The organism is Candidatus Deferrimicrobiaceae bacterium (assembly GCA_036504035.1).
Classification (GTDB): domain Bacteria; phylum Desulfobacterota; class Deferrimicrobia; order Deferrimicrobiales; family Deferrimicrobiaceae; genus JANXPS01.
Genome location: DASXVV010000011.1, coordinates 88,994 through 109,995 on the forward strand (window position 1 = coordinate 88,994; position 21,002 = coordinate 109,995).

18 protein-coding genes and 2 tRNA genes are annotated in these 21,002 nt (G+C 63.1%); 2 read left to right on the plus strand and 18 right to left on the minus strand.

Annotated features, from left to right (window positions below):
* Positions 1-30: 30 nt before the first annotated feature.
* The 18 genes from VGK27_09495 to VGK27_09580 all read right to left on the minus strand — a co-directional run bounded on the left by VGK27_09495 (position 31) and on the right by VGK27_09580 (position 19,454).
* Positions 31-978, minus strand: a complete 948-nt coding sequence (locus tag VGK27_09495; protein ID HEY3490340.1) for a cytochrome c3 family protein — start codon at positions 976-978, stop codon at positions 31-33.
* On the minus strand, positions 965-1,840 hold the full coding sequence (locus tag VGK27_09500; GenBank protein ID HEY3490341.1) for a 4Fe-4S binding protein: 876 nt from the start codon (positions 1,838-1,840) through the stop codon (positions 965-967). Before VGK27_09500 ends, VGK27_09495 begins: the two co-directional genes overlap by 14 nt.
* Positions 1,841-2,059: 219 nt before the next feature.
* Complete coding sequence (locus tag VGK27_09505) at positions 2,060-3,187, minus strand: redoxin domain-containing protein (GenBank protein HEY3490342.1); 1,128 nt, start codon at positions 3,185-3,187, stop codon at positions 2,060-2,062.
* A gap of 8 nt (positions 3,188-3,195) precedes the next feature.
* Entirely contained in the window at positions 3,196-3,945 is a 750-nt protein-coding gene (locus tag VGK27_09510; protein ID HEY3490343.1) for a cytochrome c3 family protein, read from the minus strand.
* Positions 3,946-3,954: 9 nt separating this feature from the next.
* Entirely contained in the window at positions 3,955-4,968 is a 1,014-nt protein-coding gene (locus VGK27_09515) for a tetratricopeptide repeat protein (GenBank protein ID HEY3490344.1), read from the minus strand.
* 10 nt (positions 4,969-4,978) lie between these two features.
* Positions 4,979-6,286, minus strand: coding sequence for a cytochrome c3 family protein (locus VGK27_09520; GenBank protein HEY3490345.1), 1,308 nt, complete (start codon positions 6,284-6,286; stop codon positions 4,979-4,981).
* 59 nt (positions 6,287-6,345) lie between these two features.
* Positions 6,346-7,215 (minus strand): c-type cytochrome biogenesis protein CcsB, encoded by an 870-nt coding sequence (ccsB, locus tag VGK27_09525; protein ID HEY3490346.1) that lies wholly within the window; start codon positions 7,213-7,215, stop codon positions 6,346-6,348.
* The gene (locus VGK27_09530; protein ID HEY3490347.1) at positions 7,215-8,600 is read right to left on the minus strand and encodes a cytochrome c biogenesis protein ResB; all 1,386 of its coding nucleotides are present in this window, start codon (positions 8,598-8,600) and stop codon (positions 7,215-7,217) included. Before VGK27_09530 ends, ccsB begins: the two co-directional genes overlap by 1 nt.
* A gap of 123 nt (positions 8,601-8,723) precedes the next feature.
* Complete coding sequence (locus tag VGK27_09535; GenBank protein HEY3490348.1) at positions 8,724-9,062, minus strand: cytochrome c3 family protein; 339 nt, start codon at positions 9,060-9,062, stop codon at positions 8,724-8,726.
* A gap of 26 nt (positions 9,063-9,088) precedes the next feature.
* Complete coding sequence (locus tag VGK27_09540) at positions 9,089-10,981, minus strand: FAD-dependent oxidoreductase (protein ID HEY3490349.1); 1,893 nt, start codon at positions 10,979-10,981, stop codon at positions 9,089-9,091.
* 1,033 nt (positions 10,982-12,014) lie between these two features.
* A tRNA-Glu gene (locus VGK27_09545) sits at positions 12,015-12,090 on the minus strand.
* A 15-nt stretch (positions 12,091-12,105) separates the two neighbouring features.
* Positions 12,106-12,181 (minus strand) — tRNA-Lys (locus tag VGK27_09550).
* Positions 12,182-12,221: 40 nt separating this feature from the next.
* Entirely contained in the window at positions 12,222-13,517 is a 1,296-nt protein-coding gene (locus VGK27_09555) for an adenylosuccinate synthase (protein HEY3490350.1), read from the minus strand.
* A gap of 28 nt (positions 13,518-13,545) precedes the next feature.
* Positions 13,546-15,123 carry a phosphoglycerate dehydrogenase gene (gene serA, locus VGK27_09560; protein ID HEY3490351.1) on the minus strand — a complete coding sequence of 526 codons (1,578 nt, stop codon included), beginning with the start codon at positions 15,121-15,123 and terminating at the stop codon, positions 13,546-13,548.
* Positions 15,124-15,339: 216 nt separating this feature from the next.
* Entirely contained in the window at positions 15,340-15,834 is a 495-nt protein-coding gene (locus VGK27_09565) for a hypothetical protein (protein HEY3490352.1), read from the minus strand.
* A gap of 176 nt (positions 15,835-16,010) precedes the next feature.
* Positions 16,011-17,372, minus strand: a complete 1,362-nt coding sequence (locus VGK27_09570; protein ID HEY3490353.1) for a sigma-54 dependent transcriptional regulator — start codon at positions 17,370-17,372, stop codon at positions 16,011-16,013.
* Between the two features lie 3 nt (positions 17,373-17,375).
* On the minus strand, positions 17,376-18,839 hold the full coding sequence (locus VGK27_09575) for an ATP-binding protein (GenBank protein ID HEY3490354.1): 1,464 nt from the start codon (positions 18,837-18,839) through the stop codon (positions 17,376-17,378).
* A 33-nt stretch (positions 18,840-18,872) separates the two neighbouring features.
* Positions 18,873-19,454 (minus strand): DUF3332 family protein, encoded by a 582-nt coding sequence (locus tag VGK27_09580; GenBank protein HEY3490355.1) that lies wholly within the window; start codon positions 19,452-19,454, stop codon positions 18,873-18,875.
* Positions 19,455-19,520: 66 nt separating this feature from the next.
* Between VGK27_09580 and VGK27_09585 the strand changes: the two genes are divergently transcribed.
* Positions 19,521-20,246: a VTT domain-containing protein gene (locus tag VGK27_09585; GenBank protein ID HEY3490356.1), complete on the plus strand. Its 726-nt coding sequence runs from the start codon at positions 19,521-19,523 to the stop codon at positions 20,244-20,246.
* Positions 20,243-20,938, plus strand: coding sequence for a TIGR04283 family arsenosugar biosynthesis glycosyltransferase (locus VGK27_09590; GenBank protein ID HEY3490357.1), 696 nt, complete (start codon positions 20,243-20,245; stop codon positions 20,936-20,938). Before VGK27_09585 ends, VGK27_09590 begins: the two co-directional genes overlap by 4 nt.
* Positions 20,939-21,002 lie beyond the last annotated feature (64 nt).

A 21,002-nucleotide genomic window follows, 5' to 3' on the forward strand; every position in this document is an offset into this window, starting at 1 on the left:
CGCCCTCGAGGGCGCCGGGACCTTGCGAGATCATAGTTGGTGGCAAGTCTTGCAAAGCTGCCCCTGGCTCTTGACGAAGAGGCGCCGCTCGGGCGACTGGTGCGGCGCGTGGCAGCCGATGCATGCCATCTCGAGGGTGCCCGCCGTGTTGTCGACCGGGAAGTCGGGCGGGATCGTGGTCAGCTTGCCTTTCGACACGGCCGACCGGTGCTGGCTGTGGGGGCTTTCGTGGCAGGTCAGGCAAAGCAGGTTGCCCGTCTTGATCAGCTGCTTGGCCCCCGGTCCCGCGTGGGGGCTATGGCAAGCGACGCAGTCGCCGTAGCTGACGGGCTTGTGGACAACGCCGTCCTCGGGAAATGGATCGTGGCACTCGCGGCATCCCTTCTCGGTCTTCAGGAGCTTGGGAAACGAAGAAAAGTGGGGATCGTGGCAGGAGGTGCACTCGCCGCCCGCGACGGGCGTATGAACGAAGACTGTCTTGCCCTCTTCGACCTTGGTGAAATCGGTGTGGCAGGCGTAGCACGATTCTTTCTGGGGCTTGGACGACAGCTTGCCGTCCTCGAACGTGTGGCAGCCCTCGCAGCCGTCGTCGAGCGCGGGATGGAGCTTGGATGAGAGGAAGACGTAGGGCTCCTCGCTCTTTTTCCCCTGGAGCATGAAGCGGTCCATCTTGGCGTTGGGCAGGTAGTAGATGCGGACGCGCTTGCCGGCAACTTCGAGGAAGTTGAGCCCAGGGTTGAGCGCGATCTCGCCCTTCTTGAAATTGTCTCCTTCGATGCCGGTCAGCGCCTTGAAGTTGATGGTCGCGCCCAAGGGCGTCGCCTTGTCGGGAGAGAAGATGAATACCTTGACCTTCCCCTCGGATGAAAGCATCAGGTCGGGGGGGTAAAGGACAACCGGGCCGTCGGCTGCGCGAGCGGTCGCGGAAAAGAGCAGGAATAACATCACCAGGATGCGGAGCGTGTTACGGGTGTTCAAGAGCGGAGACCTCCTCGATTCTTTCCGTTCCGTTCCCGGCTTGCGGCTGCGTGGGCAATCCGAAGGGGTTTCTTTGGAAGACGGTCGTTAGTTTGAGGCTGGGGCAGCGGGTGCAGTCGAGACAGCGCAGGCAGTCGGGGTTGGTCCAGTTTCGGTCGGGACGGATATCGACCGGGCAGATCTTCTGGCACTTGCCGCAGCGGGTGCACGTCTCGGCGTTCCAGGCAAGCTGGGCAAGACTGGATTTGTTGAACAGGGAAAAGATGGCGCCCAGGGGACAAGCGGCCCGGCAGAACGGACGCTTGATCATCGTGGACGTGCCGACGATGAACATGAGCATGGCGACCTTGACCCAGAATAGCGCCTTGATCATGGACCGGACGTTGAGATTGAGGGTGACCCAAGGCAAGCCGCCGATGAGCGTGCCGCAAGGGCAGAGTTTCGAGAACCAGTTTTCGTGGGTCAGGAACGGAATGATGAACACCAGCCCGACCAGTACGAAGTAGCGGAACCAGCGGGTCCAGACCGGCATGGACGCCTTGTAGGCCCTGATCTTGTAAAGCAGGTCCTGCAGGAATCCGAATGGGCACAGTGTGCCGCACGTCATGCGGCCGACGGACGCGCCGATGACGGCGAGCGTGCCGGCCCCATAGTAGGGGACGGTGCCGGTAACCATGAAATGCTGGAGCGTGCCGATGGGGCAGGATAGCAGCGCCGACGGACAGGCGTAGCAGTTGAGCAAGGGGCTGCACATCCCTTTCAACGACCCCTGGTACAGGGAAGCCGTCAGGAAGCCCTGAAGATAGGAGTTGGGAAGGAACGTGCCCAGTCCCTGGAAGATGCGGCGTTTCAGGAAGCCCAATGGATTGCCACCTTGACGATTTCCCCTCGTTGACCGCGATGCTGCGGGATCACCCGACCCCGATGCACGAAAGTCAAAGCATCGCGGCGTTGAACATGACCTCGCCGATCTCTTCGCGGAAGATGCCGTAGCCCAATAGGGACACAGCAGCCAGGACCGTGACGAGAAACGCGATAGGGCGCATATTCTTCATGCCGTGCTCCTTGATCAGCGGAATAGTCAGTCTCCGCTCAAAAGCCATGCCTTGCGATACATCGACGCGGCGCGCGCCAAATTGCCGGCCGCCTCATAGGCGAAGCCGGCCATTGCGTTCGCCTCGGGATCGTTCGGATTCAACGCGAGGGCGTCGGCGATCAATTTGTCGGCGTCGGGAAGCTTGCCCTTCTTGCCCAGGATCGCCGCCTTGAGCAGCATGGCCGGGGGATAAGCGCCGTTCTTTGCGAGCGCCAGGTCGATCTCGCGCTCGGAATCCGCGATCGAATCAAGTCGCCAGTATACCCGCGCAAGCCCGGTCCGCGCCACTACGTTTTCGGGTTCGGCGGCAATCGCCGCCTCGAATTCGGCCTTGGCCTCGGTAGCGCTCGCACGAACCTTCTTGGCGCGAATGAGAAGAATCTCGCCCAGCATGACCCGCGGCGCCGCCCAGGCCGGATCGGCGGTGGCCGCGGCCTTCAGCTTTGGTTCGGCCTTGTCGGACATCCCCGTGAGATAAAGGCGCCGCCCGAGATTGTAGTTGAGCAGCGCGGCGTGGACCGGCTTGTGCCCGGTTTCGACCTTGGCAACCTCGGCGGTCTCGGGTTTCCGGAGACCGAGCATCACCTCGACCTGCGCACGGATTTCGCCCGAGGCGAACGAGGGATATCCGTTGAGGGTGGAGCGGACGATGCCTCCCTCGCCGAGGACCGCCGTGGACGGAACGGCAACGACCCCGTAATTGCGGTAAGTATCTAGCCCGGCATCGAACAGCACCGGGAAGGAGATGCCGAGGGCGGCGACCTTTTCCTTGATGCTCTTGATGTCTTCTTCGGACCCGTGTTCGTGCTCGACGTTGAGGGCGACGATCTTCAGCCCCTTCGGGCCAAGCTCGGCGGCGAACTTCTGGAGATCGGACAGCTCGGCCATGGCCCGGTCGCTCCAGGTGGCGAAGAAGACGAGGATGACAGCCTTTTCCTTTTTGTACCCGTCGAGGGTGACTTCGCTGCCGTCTGCGGCTTTCAGCTTGAACGAAGGCGCCTCGCTGCCTTCAGCGACATTCTTGAACGCGGCGGCGGAGGGGGGAGAGACGAAAAGCAGAACGGCAGCGGCCAGCGAAATGGCGGAGAAAAACGTAGCGGTACGGCTCGACATGTCAGGACCTACTTCTGATGATAAGGTTTGTCTGATGCGTGGGGATCGTGGCACTGGGTGCACGGCTTCCCCTTGGATCTCGTCATGTGCTTCTCGGAGCTTTCCTGGTCGTGGCACATCACGCAAAGGCTCAACGGCTCGGCCACGGTCAGAGACTTGTGGGAAGAACCGTGGGGATCGTGGCACGCGGTGCATTCTCCCGCGCCCATCGGGCCATGGACGTTCTTTCGTCGGTCCTTGCGCTGGTGACAACGGTAGCACATCTTGTCTTTCGGACCGGCCATCTTGAACGAAGCGTCTGCCGCCGGATGACAGCCGCCGCACTTTTCGAGGGAAGGGTGCGAAACGTAGTCGGGCTTGCCGCCGGCGTTCACCGTGATCGTGAATTCATTCTTGCCGGATCGGGCGACGATCGTGTTCTTCCCCGGAGATAGCGTGACGAGGCAGTAAAACCCGTCACGCTCGAGGGTGGCCTGCCCGGCCATGGAGCCGTCGACGAACAGGTCGACTCTCCCCCCCTCTTCGGATGTGCGACCGATGATCATCGTCTTGCCGGCCGGGAGATTCGCTCCTTCTGCGGGAGCCAGGATCGCAAAACGCGACTTCGGGAGCTTCGTTTCGATGACCAGCGGGCCGGTGGGTGCCGACTTGGGAGGCGGCGCGGCAACGGCGGGGGACATGAAATCCCCCGCCGTCAACGCCAGGAACAGGACAAATGCGGTGCGGACACCGAGCGCGAGCGACTTTCCGTTCTGCATCGGCGCGCCCTACTCCTTGATGAGCTTTTCGACAGCTTTTCTATAATAAAGGACGGCGTTTTTCATGTCGCCCTTCTTTTCATAGGCCATGCCGAGCCAGTACCAAGCTTTTTCGGGCTTGGGATTGAGCTGGGCCGCCGCCGTGATCTCGGTGATGGCGTTATCGATGGCACCCTTCTCAAGATGAACCGCACCGATGCCGAGTTGCGCCTCGCGGTTCGTCGGAGCGATTTTCTTCGCCTCGTCGAACTGGACGAACGCGTTGTCAAGCTGTTTCAACGCGACAAGCGATTCGCCGTAGGCGATGCGCGCATGGACGTTCTTGGGGTCGAATGCGACCGCCTTGGCGAACGCGGCGCCCGCCTTGTCGATCATCCCGCGCTTCATGAGCGTTTTGCCGAAGTTGAGCTCTTTCTCGGCCTCGCCCTCTTCCTTGCTCTTCTTGGGGATTTCGACCGGCGTGATGAGCTTCTGGTATTCCTCTTCCTTCATCAGCCCGGCCATGACCCTGGCCTTGCCGCCGACCAGGTCCTTGAAGTCGCGGCCGTGACTGGCGTGCTCGAAGGCGAACTTGCCATCCTTGCCGATGATGCCGGTGGTGGGCAGGATGTAGAGGCCGTAGTCGGAATATACCTTTTGGTCGCGATCCATCAGGATCGGGAACTTGACGCCCAGGTCGGCCGTGATCTTCTTGGCGTCTTCGACGTTGTCGGTGTAGGAGGCGACAATGATGAATTCGACGCCCTTGCCCGTCAGCTCGTTGCTGAGTGTCACCAGGTCCTTGATCTGGTCGACCGAGCGGTCCTGCGACAGCTTGAGGAACGACAAGACCGTGACCTTGCCGCCGTCGGGCTTGAACTCGAAAGGTTTCCCGTCGGCATCGTTCAGCGAGAAGGGGAGCGCCGGAGCGCCCTCTTTCAGGTTACGGAACGCCGAACCGGTCCCGGGCACGGTGAAGACGATAAGCCCGACCAGGATGGTCGACACGAACAGGGAAGCACGATTCTTGACGATCCTCAACATTCCCGTCCCCCTATTCGTATTTGACCGGATTGACGCGGTCGTAGGACTTGGGCTTGTGGCAGCCGACGACGCAATTGCCGCCGTTCTGGGTCTTGGTGAACTGGACTGGAAGCATCCAGGACTTGCCGAACGGGACCTCTTTCCGGATGTGTTTTTCCTGATCGCCCGCGTGGACTTCGTGGCACGCCTTGCAGGACCGCCCCTTCTCCTTGTTGACATGGAGGAAGTGCATATTGACGTCGCCGTTCCGGAAGTTGGTCAGCTTGGTCGTGACCTTGTCGAGCGCGATATCCTTGTTGTGGCAGTCGAAGCACATCGCGTAGTTCTCGGTGGCGTACGGCTTGTAGAACTCGGACGGGAAGTACTTCTTCAGGATCTGGGGATTCTTGCTCCCGTGCGGATCATGGCAGGCATAGCAGTCGTTCTGCTGGACGGGCCCGTGAAGGTTCTTGGCGGCCCGGACCTTGGCCCCCATTTCCTTGTGGCAGGTGTAGCAGATGTCCTTGGTGTGCGTCTTGAGCTGCCGCGGATAATCGGAGGAGTGCGGCGTATGGCATGTGGTGCAGGGCCCCTTGTCGAGCGCCGAGTGGCGTACGGTGGCCTGCTCCATATGCGCCTTGACCTTGGGGTGGCACGAGTAGCAGAGTGCGACCCCTTCGCCGGACAGCATGAAGTTGTGGTCGGAATTGTGGGCATCGTGGCACTTGAGGCACGACTCGAGCGCAGGCTTGTGCGGGTACTTGCGGGAGAATTCGGCCTTGCGGTCTTCGTGGCAAAGGAAGCAGGCGTCGTTGCCGCGCGCTTCGAGCTGGTGCGGGTTGGGCGAGGAGTGCGGGTTGTGGCAGACGTTGCAGTCGCCCGATGCGACCGGGCCGTGGAGGAACTTCTTGATCTGCTGGGTGTTCTTGTGGCAGAGGTAGCACAGGTCGGAGGTCTTTTTCTTCTTGAGCTGCTTGGGCGCGTCGGACTGGTGCGGATCGTGGCACCCCGTGCATTCGCCCCGCTTGACCGGCGTGTGCTTGTATTCGAAGCGATCGACCGGCTTTTCCTGGTGGCACTTGTCGCAGAGCGCCTTGCCCTGGGCAACGAGCGTGAAATCGGGCTTCTTGTCCTTGTTCGGATGCCCCTTGCGCGCCTCGGCGTGGCAAACGGTGCACATGCCCGCTCCAACGGGACCGTGGACATAGGCCGCCTTACCCATCGTGGCGTGGCATTCGGCCGTGACACACGCATCGGCCGCAGACGCCTTTCCGGAGAGAACTGCCGTTCCGAAGATCCCAAGTAGCAATGCTACCAGGCCAAGCCAGAACTTTCGCATTCGCAACCTCCCTGCCCCAAGTTGGTTATTGTGCGAAAAACTTTTCCCCCTGTAGCTGATCAGCCCCCACCATAGGAATGCAACCCGGCCAGGAACAGATTGACGCCAAGGTAGCACATGATGGTGGAAAGGAAACCTACAATCGATAAAATAGCGGCCCGCTTGCCGTGCCAGCCGCGGGTAACCCGGGCGTGGAGGAAGGCGGCGTAGACCAGCCAGACGATGAGCGACCAGGTTTCTTTGGGGTCCCAGGACCAATAGGTGCCCCAGGCGTAATTGGCCCAGGCGGCGCCGGTGATGATGCCCGCCGTCAGGAACGGGAAGCCCCAGATGATGGCCTTGTAGACCAGCTCGTCGAGCTGCTTCGCTGCGGGGAAAAGCGTGACGACCCCGCTGGTGCGCTTTTCCGCTTCCTGCTTCGCCTTGAGCAAGTACATCACCGCGACCCCGGCCGAAACGGCGAACGCCGCGTAGCCGATGAAGCAGGTGATGACGTGGGCATGGAGCCAGTAGGACTGGAGCGCCGGGTTGAGCGGCGTGATCGCGCCGCCGCCGCCCTTGAAGTGGGCGAACACCATGGTCGCGAAGGCGATCGGGATGACGAAGGCGCCGAACACGAGCGAATGGTATTTTCTCTCGACGAACAGGTGGAAGAGGACCACCGCCCACGCGAAGAATACGAGCGATTCGTAAAGGTTCGTCACCGGAATCCGGCCGATGCCCATCTGGTAGGATTCGACCCAGCGCAACCCGAGCGCGACGAACGAGGAGATGGCGGCCAGGATGCAGATCCAGGTGCCGCCCCGGGAAATCGACGGCTTGTCGCCGTAGAGCCCCACGAGATAGACGACCGAGGCGACGCCGAGCAGAATCATCGTGAAGTCGAAGAAATAGACGTTGTTACCGATGTTCGCGACGGTGGGTTCCATTAGCTTTGCAGCTCCTTCAATTCGCCTTGTATTTTCTCAAATTTATTTTCGAAGGCAAGCCGGTTGCGCGTCGCGGCACCGCCCACGGCCACATCGACCTTGCCCTCGGGGGCAGGCGTGATGCGGACCCAGACGCGCTGGTGGGACATGAAGAAGGCGATCATGATGCCGATGACCATGAGCGTGCACCCGAGCCAAACCGTGTTGACACCCGGGTCGTGGGCCACCTGCAGCCCGGTGAAGGTGACCTGCTCGACGCCCTGGAGCGAGACGATGAAGGCGTCGCCCCGCTTGCGATCGGCCTCGGGATCGGCCGCCGGCAGCCACTCGGTGACGGATTGCTGCCCCGGCTTCTCGATCTGGACCTGGATCGCCTGGCCCTTGCCCTCGAAGTTGTCCTGGAAATCGAGGATGCGCACGATACCCATGCCCGGAACGCCGAACGCCTCACCGCGGGTGAACAGCAGGTGGAACGTCTCGGGGGGCATGGATCCGTCGGCGCGACGAAGGAGCATGCGCGCCGAAGGCTTGTCCTGGCCGTAGCTGGACTGATAGAACCAGACGCCCTTGTAGCGCAGCGGGTCGTTGACCACGATCTTCTTGCGGACGACCTCGCGGCCGTTCTCGAGAATGCTGAGGTCGGAGGCATATTCCTTCGGCTGTTCGGTCGGGTTACCGAACTGGTCGCGGTAATACTCGACCCAGAAGTTGTTGCAACGGACCTTGAATCCGACGTCCTTCAGGTCGGACCCGCCCCTGACCGGGATGAACTGGGCGGCATCGCCGATGGGAAGACCGAGAAATCCCTTGTAGCCGATCACGTTCCCGATGATCGCCCCCAGGAAGATGATGATGATCGAGAGGTGGGTGATGTAGACGCCGAAGCGGGAGATGATCCCCTTCTCGGCATAAAGGTGGACCGCCTCACCGTCGTTCGTGACGACGGGCGCGGTGAAGGCGGAGGCGAGGGCGCCCGTGTACCTGGCGCTCCACTCGGAAACGCTCCCCTTCTTGCGCCACTTGCCGGCGAGCGAAAGCGATTTTTCGAACTGTTCATCGAAAATCTTCTTGGGATTCCGGACGATCTTGAGGACGCGCGGCAGCCGGTCGATCGTGCAGCAGGTCAGGTTGACCGTAAACAGCACCAGCAATCCGTTGAACCAGAGCGAGTGGTACATGTCGAACATGCCGGTGGAGTTCAGGATCTTGACCAGCCAGTCCTCGTAGACCTGGCTGTATTTCTCGATCGACTGGTTCTGCTCGATGATCGTACCGAAGATCGAGGCGGTCGCCAGCAGAATGAGGACCGTGATGGCCAGCTTGAGCGAAATGAGAAGTTCCCATGCCCGGTCGATCGGGGATTGCGCGCGTTTCTCGTCAACCATTGCCAGTCACCTTCAATTGTCGGGATTGTATACTGTATACCTTGCAGGAAGCGCTCAAGTCAAAGGATAAAAGGCGAGGGCGGGGAGATCCCCGCCCTCGTCATTTTAAAGCCCGTGCGCACCTTACTTCTTGTGGCACTCGTCGCACTTGGTCGGGCCCTTCTTTTCCTTCTGATGGCAACCCTTGCACTGCTTGTGGAAGGCTTCCTTGGCTTCGAGCTTCTTGCCGTCCGCCTTTGCCGCATGGCACTTGGAGCACTTCTCTTCCTTGCCGGCCTCGTTCTTGTGGTGACAGTCCTTGCAGACCTTCACCTTGGCCTGGTGGGCCTTGTGGTCGAACGTGACAGCGGGCTTCGACTTCTGAAACTCCTTGATGACGATCTTCTCAGGGTTCGCGAAAGCCGTGCCGAAGGCAAAAACAACCGCCAAGGCCACTACCATAAACGCCGCAAACTTCTTCATTGGAACTCACCCCCTTCCGTGTTGGTTTATAACCAGAGATTGCACCTGGCACAACGTTCGGCCTCGCGGCGAACGCTTTCTTCGGTGAACCCCTTTTCGACTTCTTCAAACGTGCAACGACTTTCTTCGGCCATGAGCTTGGGACCATGGAGCCGAACCCGCCACTCGGGGCGATCGGTGACCTGGGGTTCGGGCAGGCGGCGATAATTGTCTTCGAACCGCGCCTTCTTGACCTCTGAGACGCACAGGCCGCCATAAATATTCAATGCGGCTGCGCGACCGGAAGCGGAGGCTTCAACAACGGTCGCGGGGCCCCTGACGCAGTCGCCGCACATATAGGCGGGAATTGTAGAATCCTTCCCCGTGGAAATCAACTGGTAAACGTGATGGCCCGGATCGACGAGCCGGCGGGACGAACCGGCCGGGAGGAATTCCATCGCAGGACGGCTTCCGATGGCCATGATAACAACGTCGGCTCCGACCTCGAACTCGCTTCCCGGGATGGTGCGCGGCAGGATGCGCCCCTTGGGATCAAGGTCGATCCGCTCGACCTGGAGCGCCTCGAATCCGCAAACACGGCCGTCGCGCATGAGAAATTTCTTGGATGCGGTGCCGGGGAGCAGCTTGATTCCCTCATCGAGCGCCTCCTCGACTTCCCACTTGAACGCGGGCATGGTCTCGCGTGACTCGAGGCAGGTGATCGTGACATCGGGCGCCCCGAGCCGGACCACGGTTCGGGCGACGTCGATCGCGACGGCGCCGCCCCCGATGATGACGACCTTGCCCTGGAGACGGACCGGCTCCTTACGCTTGACCTTGGCGAGAAACGTGAGCGCGTCGTGGAAGCCTTCGTTTTCGCCCCCCGTCCCGGGGAGGCGGATCGCGGCGTTGGTGCCGACGGCGATCAACATGGCGTCGAATCCTTCGCGGGCGAGATCGGGGAACGACAGATCGGCGCCGAATTTCCGGCCCCCCTGGAAGTGGACCCCCCGGGCGAGGATGGCCCGGACGTCGGAGAGCAACGCCTCGTACGGGAACCGGAAGTCGGTGACGCCGTATCGGATGGTGCCGCCCGGCTCCTCGTTTTCGTCGTAGACAGTGACCTTGCAGCCCAGCCTTGCCAGCGTGTTCGCGGCGGACAGGCCCGCAGGGCCAGCTCCGATGACGGCGATGCGCGGCGAGGGAATGCCGTCGACGATCTCATTGGAGGGGGCGACGCCGGCCGCATAGCCCCGGTCGGCGGCGAACCGCTTGATTTGCATGATCGAAATGGGAGCGTTCCATTCGTTCCTGACGCATTTCTGCTCGCAAGGATGGGGACAGGCGCGCCCGCAGAATGCGGCGAAGGGCAGCTTGTCGTGCACGAGCGCCAGCGCTTCGACCGGGTGCCCTTCACGCACGAGCGCAAGATAATCGGGGATGTCGACGCCGGAGGGGCAGGCTGCCTGACACGGAGCGAGAATCGTCTTGAAACCCCTGGCGGCGTCCTTGCGCGCAAGGTACCAGATGTAGCAGAAGGCAAGGATGAGGACGAAGTGACCGTAGGTCGCGGCGTGCCAGACGTCGAGGAACGCCTTGCCGGCTGCCCCGTGCCCCATCATGCGGAACGCGGACCGGATGGAAGGCCCCTGCCACACATTGACCATGAGCCCAAGCGCAAGCGGGATCAGGATGGCCCAGAAGAATCCGATGCCGTAGCGGCCACTATAAATATGGCCTGCCCCCGGCCAGAAGCGGGAGAGCGTGGCGGCGTTACGTCGAATGCGCTCCCGGTTGATCTCCCACAGGAGGCGGTCGCGCTGCCCGACGCGGCCGCCGCATCGCCGGCAACGCTTTTCTTCGCCCTTCCGGTCGACCTCGCAGAGGAGGCAGTCCTTGTAGCCGTAACGAAGCAGGTTTTCAGGACGCAGAAAATCCATAAGTCTTTTACTTCTAGTCTCTCGCAGGCGAAAAATCAAGGGGATAGGCGGTCAAAGGCAAAAAGGCTTTATACGACACAAGCCGGCAATATAGCAGAACGGGCTCTTCCTGGCTATTCGCTCGACGGCCGGTGCGCGTTCACCGGCTCACGCTCGGACATCCTGTCCTCGCTGCCGCCGGCGGCCTCGGCGCGCTGCCGGCGCCATCCACGGCGCCTCATCCTCGCTATTCGCTCGGCGCTTGCCTCAGAGCTCGAATCCCCGTCACGAATATTACCAGACGGATTCTCGCTCCCCTTGGGGACAATGTGTTTGGGATAGAGTCCTGATATGTTGGCGTTTGCGGGGATTCGCCTACGCAAGCCGAACATCCTGTTCGTCTTGCTCCGGCCCGGGTCGTCTGCCTGCCGCGGCCATCCATGGCCGCTCTTCCGGGCTACTCGCCCGGCGACAGTCTCCCGTTCGAATCCCCCTGGGGACAATGTGTTTGGGAAAAAGACTTCGTATGTTGGCGTCTTGCCAAGGGATTCGCCTACGCAAGCCGAACATCCTGTTCGTCTTGCTCCGGCCCGGGTCGTCTGCCTGCCGCGGCCATCCATGGCCGCTCTTCCGGGCTACTCGCCCGGCGACAGTCTCCCGTTCGAATCCCCCTGGGGACGATATGTTTGGGAAAAAGACTTCGTATGTTGGCGTTTGCGGGGATTCGCCCTCCCTTCGCGCACATCCTGTGCGCTCGTTCGGGTCCGGCTTCCGGCCTTACGCCCGCATCCATGCGGGCTCATCCTCGCTATTCGCTCGGCGGCCGGTGCGCGTTCGAATCCCCCTGGGGACGATATGTTTGGGAAAAAGTCCTGATATGTTGGCGTTTGCGGGGATTCGCCCTCCCTTCGCGCACATCCTGTGCGCTCGCTCGGGCCCGGCTTCCGGCCTTACGCCCGCATCCATGCGGGCTCATCCTCGCTATTCGCTCGGCGGCCGGTGCGCGTTCGAATCCCCCTGGGGACGATATGTTTGGGAAAAAGACTTCGTATGTTGGCGTCCCCAGGGGGATTCGAACCCCCGTCGCCGCCGTGAAAGGGCGGTGTCCTTGGCCTCTAGACGATGGGGACGCATGAAAAACAAGTTGGTGAGCCCAGCGCGGGTCGAACGCGCGACCCTCTGATTAAAAGTCAGATGCTCTGCCAACTGAGCTATGGGCTCGACCGGAACGGAAGATGCTACCGGAATGCCGTGCCCTTTGTCAAGCGCGAAACGGGTTCTTCCGGATGATGGTCTGGTTCCGGTCGGCGCCGACCGATACCAGCGTCACCTCGACCCCGCATAGTTCCTCGATCGTCCGGACGTACCTTTGGGCCGCCTTGGGCAGGTCGCCGAACTCGCGGGCGGACGTGATGTCCTCGGGCCATCCTTCGACCGTCTCGTAGATCGGCTTCGCTGCCTCGAGCTCGGCCAGCGCCAGCGGCACTTCGTCGTGGCGGACGCCGGCGACGTCGTAACCGACGCAGACCTTCAGGCGCGGCATGCCCGAAAGGACGTCGAGCTTGGTCAGGGCGATGCCTGCCAAGGCGTTGACCCGGTTGGCATAGCGGACCACCGGGGCGTCGAACCAGCCGCACCGGCGCGGGCGACCGGTGGTGGCGCCGAATTCGTGGCCTTTTTCGCGGATCGTGTTGCCGTCTTCGTCGAGGAGCTCGGTCGGAAAAGGGCCGCCGCCGACCCGGGTGGCGTATGCCTTGGAGACGCCGATGGTACCGCTGATTCGCGTGGGCGCGACACCTGAGCCGGTGCAGACGCCGCCCGCGGTGGTATTCGACGAAGTGACGAACGGATAGGTGCCGTGATCGATGTCGAGCAGAGAGCCCTGCGCCCCTTCGAACAGGACCTTGGCGCCGCGGACGATCTCTTCGTTGACGAACAGCGACGTATCGATGAAGTAGGGCTTGAGCCGCTCGGTGTAGCCGAGGTATTCGTCGTAGATCGCCTGGTACGACAGCGGTTCGAGACCGTAGTAGTTCGTGAACAGGAAGTTCTTGAACTCGAGGTTGGCCTTGAGCTTGGCCGCGAACACCTCGGGCTGCAGGAGATCGATGCCGCGTATGCCGACCCGCGCCACCTTGTCCTCGTAGCAGGGGCCGATCCCGCGCGCCGTGGTGCCGATCTTGTTGCATCCCAGCTTGTCTTCCCGGGCGCGATCGAGCAGGACGTGCCAGGGCATGATGATGTGGGCGAGCAGCGCCAGGCGGAGCTGGTTATCGTCTTTGAGGTAGCCGCGTTCCTGGAGACGGTCGATCTCGGTCAGGAGAACCTTGGGATCGATCACGGTGCCGTTGCCGATGACGCACTTCTTGCCGGGATGAAGGATGCCGGAGGGAATCAGGTGAAATACGAATTTCTCGCCCTTGACGACGAGCGTGTGCCCGGCGTTGTTGCCTCCCGTCGGACGGACGACGGTGTCGGCGAACTCGGAGTAGATGTCAACGATCTTCCCTTTGCCCTCGTCGCCCCATTGGGCGCCGAGCACGATGATGCTTTTCACCTTGGATTGCCTCTCTTCTTCTTGATTGTCAGAACGACAGGTAGTGGGCGCCCTTGATGTTGGGCAGCTTCTTGAGCGCGTCGAGCACCTCGCCCTGGACCGGCTGGTCGACGTTGAAGAGGCTGATCGCCATGCCGCCCGCCTTCTCGCGGCCAAGCTGAAGGCCGGCGATGTTGATCTTTTTCTCGCCGAGGAAGGTGCCGATCTTGCCGACCACGCCCGGGACGTCCTCGTTCTTGAGCAGGAGGATCCCGCCGGAGAGCTCGGCCTCGATCGGGAACGACCCGATCGAAACGATGCGCGGGCTGGCGCCGAACACGGTGCCGGCGACGGATGTATCGCCCTTCTCGGTGACGGCCGTCACCTGGAGCAGGTTCGCGTAGTCGGCCGAACGCGGCGACGTGGCCTCGCTGACCTTGATGCCGCGCTCTTCGGCCACCATGCGGGCGTTGACGAGGTTGACGTCTTCGGTCTGGAACTGGAGCATGCCCTTGAGGATGGAGATGGTGATCGGCGCGGTCGACAGCTTGCCGATCTCGCCGAGGAATTCGATCTTGAGCTCTTTGACGGGAGCGTCGAGGAGCTGGCCGTGGAACGCGCCCAGCTTCTCGCCCGCCTCGAGCCAGGGCTTGAGCGTGGGCATCAGCTCGGCGGAAACCGACGGGAAGTTGACCGAGTTGCGGATGGTCCCCTTCTTGAGGTAATCGCTGATCTGCTCGGCGATGAGAACCGCCACCTTTTCCTGGGCCTCGTTGGTGGAGGCGCCCAGGTGCGGCGTGAGAATGACGTTGGGGTTCTGGAGCAGAGGAGCATTGAAATCGGCCGGCGGCTCGACCGCGTAGACGTCGAGCGCCGCGCCCTTCATCTTTCCGGACTGGAGCGCCGCGAGCACGTCGGCCTCGTTGATGAGGGTGCCGCGGGCGCAATTGATGAGCGACACGCCGTCTTTCATTTTGGCGATCGTGGCCGCGTTGATCATGCCCTTGGTCTCGGGCGTGCCCGGGGTGTGGAGGGTGATGTAGTCGGCGCGGGCATATAGCTCGTCGAGCGTGACGCACTCGATGCCGAGCCGGGCCATATCTTCCTTGCTCACGTAGGGGTCGTAGCCCAGCACCTGCATCTTGAGCCCGAGGCCGCGCTCGGCGACGACCTTGCCGATCTGGCCCATGCCGACGACGCCCAGCACCTTGCCGGTGAGCTCGGTGCCCATGAAGGCGTTCTTTTCCCACTTGCCGGCCTTCATCGAGGCGGTGGCCTGCGGAATCTGGCGCGCCAGCGCCATCATCATGGCGACGGCGTGCTCGCCGGTGGTGACGTTGTTGCCCCCCGGGGTGTTCATGACGACGACGCCCTTCTTGGTGGCGGCGGGCTTGTCGATATTGTCGGTGCCGCTGCCGGCCCGGCCGATGACCTTGCAACGGGAAACGTTGGCGAAGGAGACCTCGGTGGCCTTGGTGGCCCCCCGGACGACGATGCCGTCGTAATCGTTGATGACCTTGGCCAGCTCCTCGGGCGTCATCTTGCCCTTGACGTCGACCTCGATGCCTTCCTTGAGAAACACGTCGATTCCGACCTGCTGCAGGTTGTCGAGGCAAAGAACCTTCATGGGATAAGGACCTCCAAAAGGGGGGTTTTAGGACTGATGCGCAAACCAGTTATCTACCAGACGGCAACCCGAAAGTCAATTTGACGGAAAAGGGGCAGGGAAGAGTCGCCTCTCCCCTGCCCCGAACCCGCATTTCCCACCGCACGGACCGCGACGGGATTTGCGGTTTAACCCCCCGCCGGGCCCGGCGAGGGCGGAATTACGGGTGAAAATGCCTTATTTCTTCGGCGCCGCCCCGGACTGGGGGCATTCCTTGCAAGCCTTGTCTGCCTTGGTCGCCTTGCCGCCCTTGGTCGCCTTGCCGGCGTGGGCTCCCTTGGGGCAATCCTTGCAATTGTTGTCGTTGGGGCAATTTTTGCAGTCCTTTGCCGCCCGGGCCTTGGCCTTGACGACCTTGGAAAGGGCGTCGCCCCGGAAGGTAACCGTGACCTTGTCGCCCACCTTGACATCGTCGAGCTTGACGCCTTCGGCGGCCTTGAGCGTGACGGTCTCCTTGCGGCCCTTGACGGCGAGCGTGCCGGCAGCGGCATCGACCGACTCGACCGCGCCGGTGATGACGCGCACCTTGGAGACCTTGCCGGCGGCCTTCTTCGCGGGCGCTTCCTTGGCGGCGGGGGCGGCAGCGGGCGCCTTGGGCTCTTCGGCGACGGCCGCGCCCGCGACGGTCAGGGCGAAGCAACCGGCCATCATCAGTGCCAACAGCTTATTCATGGGGAAAATCCTCCTGTGGAAAAAATGTTTGTCGGGATTGAGCAATCAATAATGGTGCCAAAGCGGACCCGGTCCCGGAAGCCAGACGGGAGGGGCAATGCAAGGTCTTGCCCCGCCTTTCGACGGGCCGGCCTGTCCCAAATCGGCCTGCGATTCCCCATTTGGGGATTCGCCCGTCAGGGGGCGATGATCCCGAACTTCTTGAGCCGGTAGATGTATGTTTTGTAGCTCATCCGGAGCAGCTCGGCCCCCCGCGTATGAACACCCCCGGAGCGCTCGACCGCCTGCCGAAGCAACCCTTCTTCGACCGCCTCGAAATCGACGCCCTGCGGCGGCAGCTCGAAGGCGCGCTGGACTCCGGCAGCGCCGGCTTCGTCGCTCAATTCGGGAGGAAGCTCTTCGGGAGTGATGACGCCCGCCTCGGCCAAAACCACCGCACGCTCGATCACCGACGCGAGCTCGCGGATATTGCCCGGCCAACCATAGCGCATCATCAGCCGCATCGCCTCCTTCGAGATCTCGCGGACCGGGGGAATCCCCTTTTCGCCATGCTTCCCGAGAAAGTGGAGCGCCAGCGCCGGGATGTCGGAGATCCGCTCCCGCAGCGGGGGGAGCGACACCTTGAGGATGTTGAGGCGATAAAACAGGTCGGCCCGGAAAGACCCGGCCTTGACGGCATCTTCGAGTCCCCGGTTGGTGGCCGCGACGATCCGGACGTCGATCGGGATGTTGTCCTTTCCCCCGACCCGCCGGATCTCCCGCTCCTGCAGCGCACGCAGCAGCTTGGCCTGGATCTCGAGCTTGACCTCGGCGATCTCGTCGAGGAACAGGGTGCCTTTCTCGGCCGCCTCGAACAGCCCGATCTCGCGCCGGTGCGCCCCGGTGAAGGCCCCCCGCTCGTGGCCGAACAGCTCGCTTTCGAACAGGTTCTCGGGAAGGGAAGCGCAGTTGACCGCAAGGAACGGGGCGTCGCTTCGGTCGCTCATCGCGTGGATGTTGCGGGCCACCACCTCTTTTCCCGTGCCGCTCTCGCCCGTGAGCAGAACGGTCGCTTCGCTGCGCGCGATGCGGGGGAGGATCCGCTTGAGGTCGCGGATCTTCGGGTGCTCGCCGATGATCTCGGCCGCGCCGGGAAACAGCTTTTCGGACAGGACGCGGTGGGATTCGCGCAGCCTAAGGTTCTCGAGCGCGCGCTCGATGATGATGAGGAGGCGGGCCCGGTCGACGGGCTTTTCCAGATAGTAGTAGGCGCCCCGCTTGATGGCGTCGACCGCGGTCTGGATCGTGCCGTAGGCGCTCGTCAGCAGGATGGGCATGCCCGGGTTTTTCTCGTGCAGGGCATCGATCAGCTCGACGCCGGTCATGCCGGGCATGATGAGGTCGGTCAGCACGAGATCGACCGGCTCGCGTTCGACGGCCCGCAACGCCTCTTCGGCGCTGCCGGCCAGGATCGTCGCATAACCCTGGCTGCGCAGGATGGATCCGAGGATCTCGCGCTGGTTGTGCTCGTCGTCGACGACGAGGATGGTTCCCGTCATGGCTTAAGCGGCTCCATTCGCTGCCCCCGGGAGCAGGATGCGGATGCAGGTGCCCTTGCCCTCCTCGGAGGTCAGCGTGATGTCGCCGCCGTGCGCCTCGACGATCCGCTTGGACAGGATGAGCCCGAGTCCCAGCCCCGTGCTCTTGGTGGTGAAGTAGGGCTCGAAGATCTTCTCGCGGTCGGCCGGGGCGATTCCCGCGCCGGTATCCTCGACGGAGATCGCGTATCCGCCCCCCTCGGCCGGCCCGGAGGCGATGCGAAGCACCCCGCCGCTGGGCATGGCGTCGAGTGCGTTGCCGACCAGGTTGAGCACGGCCCGCCGGATCATGTCGGGATCGATCAGCAGCGGGGGAGAATCGGTGAAGGTTTTCTCGAGGTGGACTTTCTGGGCGCGAAGCCGCGGGCCCGCCATCGCCATCACGCTGTCGATGATCTCGGGGATGCTGACGCTCGCGAGCGCGAGCGCGGGGGGGCGGCCGTACATGATGAAGTTGGTGACCAGCTCGTTGAGCCGCAGGATCTCTTCCTTGATCCGGTGGATGGTCTGCGATTTTTCGGCGCCGGCCTCGGGCGTCACTCCGACCGTCAGCGCATCGAGATGGTCGACGGCCAGCCCGATCAGGTTGAGCGGGTTGCGGATCTCGTGCGCCACCCCGGAAGCGAGGCGCCCCAGGTGCGTGAGGTACTGCGTCTCCCGGATCTTTTCCTCGAGCTCCCGGTTCTGCCGCAGTTTGGCGATCATCTCGTTGAAGGAGCGGGTGAGCCGCCCGACCTCGTCGTTGCCGGTCTCGGCCAGCGTCTGGGACAGGTCTCCGGCCGCGACCTTCTCGGCCGCCCGGGCCAGCTGCTCGACCGGCCGGACGTAGTGGGAGGAAATGGAGACCGCCAGCGCAAGGCCAAGCGAGAAGATGGCCATCATGCTGACGGTACGGAGATAAAGGTTCCTCCGGATGGTGTCGGTAAAATCCTCGATCTGCATGCGGACGTGGATGTAGCCGAGCGAATCGCCCCCCACCGTGACGGGGATGACCAGATCCTTGGACTGGATCTTGCCCTCGCTCGGCGGCCCCTCCTCGCCGAAGGTGGCGTTGATGATCAGCTGCTTCTTGGAGGGAAGCTTGATCTTCGAATGCTTCCCGATCTCCTTTGGGTTGGTGCTGTCGATGACCCCCATGTCCTCGCCGATGATCGACACCTCGCGGATGCCGGAGCGCTTGAGCCCCTCGACGTAGCCGCGGAGGCGGTCCTGCTCGGTCTCTTCGGGCGCCGTGAGCTGGTCGACGCTGACCCGAATGGCGTTGGAGAGCTCGAGGAAGCTTTTCTCGAGATCCTGCTTGAGCGACTCGCGCCCCCAGTAGTACGGCACGACGACGGCCGACATGGTGCAGGCGAACAGGATGAACATCACCATCGTGAGCTTGAATTGCAAGCCCCGGTCGCGGAGAGACAGGCGAAATCCGGCCATCGGCTTCTGGCGTCCTTTCCCGGCGGCGGCCGGCTAGCCCCGGATGCCCGGAAGCGACTTGAACCGCGCTTGCAGCGTTTCGACCTCGGCAGGGGCGTGGCGCACGGAGAAGGCGGCGCCCGCGGCGCGGCCGTCGACCGTTACGGCGCCGTCGGCGCCGAGACGTGCGACCGAATGGCGCGTCTCGAGCCCGTTCTCGAAGAGCGACGCGCGGACCACGCCGTCGCCCGCGTCGCGGATCACGAGCGAATCCATCCGCTTGCCCGCCCGGAAACGGTCGAGCGTCGCCAGCGTACCCTTGCCGTCGCGGGATAACGTCATCGCCATCGTGTCGGTTCCTTCGGTGTGGACCCGGGTCACCGCCATCGGATTCTCGCCGGTCCAGAACTCGACGACGTTGAAGACGACGAAGTCGAGGAAGGCCGAAAATCCGTAGACCGGGACGATCACGAACGCCCACGTGACCGCACTTCGGACGTACTTGTCCTCGACCGAGCGGTTGAGATCGTAGATCATCCGGGTGAGCTGGAACTTGCCGTAACAGCCGACGGACAGGGCGGACAAGGAAAGGGTGGTCGCGAGCGCGATACCCTTGATCACACGGCGCATGGACATGCTGCTTACCCCCTTGCTGGGATTGTGGATTCGGCGACCATTGTATCAGGATGGTAATATCTCCCCATGAAGAATCCCCTTCCCCGCTCGTCCTGGATCAAGATCGCCGCGTTCGTCATGATCTTTTCCGGAGTCTGTTGGCTTCTCTTCCTGTCGCCGGCCGGCGCGATGCTCGCCTCCGCCGACGGCCGGGCGCAGCTCCTGGCCCGGATGAACGCGCTCGTGTCCGGCGCGGGCCCGTTGGGTCCGCTCGTGTTCATCGGGGTGATGATCGTCGGGCTGCTCTTCCTGCCCGCCACGCCGTTCGTCCTGGCGGGCACCCTTCTGTTCGGCAAGTTCGCGGGCTCGCTCTACAACTTCGTGGCGGCGATGGCGGCCGCCGCGATCTCGTTCGTCCTGGGCCGCTACTTCCTGCACGGGCTCGCCCACCGGCTCCTGTCGGGAAAGCTCGCCGGCCTGAACGCGAAGGCCGAGGCCCACGGCTTCTCGGTTGTTTTCTACCTCCGGCTCGCCTGGTTTCCTTTCATCGTGCTCAACTACGGCGCCGGCGCATCGCGGATCCGGTTCGGCGACTATATCTGGGGCACGCTCCTGGGCAGCGTCGCCCCGTTCTTCATCGCCTCGTTCTGCTACGGCAGTTTCTGGGAGATCGCCCGCACCTACCAGTCGCCGGCCGACCTCGCAACGTTCGACGTCCTCTTTCCTGTCGCGCTGATCATCTTCTCGCTGTTCCTCCCCCGGATCGTCCGGAGATTCCGCAAGGGGGCGCTGCCGGAAAACGGTGCAGTGTGACGCGGGTCTCGATCGTGATCCCGGCGCTGGGCGAGGCGGGGCAGATCGCCGACTGCATCCGGAGCGCCCGCGATGCCGGGGCGGACGAGGTGATCGTCGTCGACGGCGGCAGCGCCGACGGCACCGTTGCCGAGGCGACGCGCGCCGGCGCCGATCGTCTCCTGTCGAGCCCGCCCGGGCGCGCCCTCCAGATGAACGCCGGGGCCGCCGCAGCCGGCGGCGACTTCATCCTCTTCCTGCACGCGGACACCCGCCTTCCCGCGGGGGCCTGCAAATCGGTCAGGAAGGCGATGGCGGACGGACGGGTCGTCGGGGGGGCTTTCCCCCTGGCGCTCGGCGCCTCGGGGAGCGCCGGGCAGTGGACCCGGATGCTGCTCCGGCTGACGGGGAGGATGATCGGCGTCCGGTCGCGGCTGTTTCGCGCCTATACCGGCGACCAGGCGATCTTCGTGCGGGGAAGTTTCTTCGAGCGTATCGGGGGTTACGAGCGGGTCGCGCTGATGGAGGACGTTCGGCTCTCGGCCGCGATGCGGCGGGCGGGAAAAACCGTGCTGCTCGGGGAACGGGCTATCACGTCGGCTCGCCGCTGGGAAGCGCGCGGGCCGCTGCGGACCATCCTGCGGATGTGGTCACTGCGCGCGGCGCACGCGCTGGGCATGTCCGCCGAACGGTGCGCGAAATATTACCGCTGAAGCGGATGCCCCGGTTTCCCGGGCTCCGCGGGAGGGGGGGGGGGGATCGTCGCCTAGTCCCGTC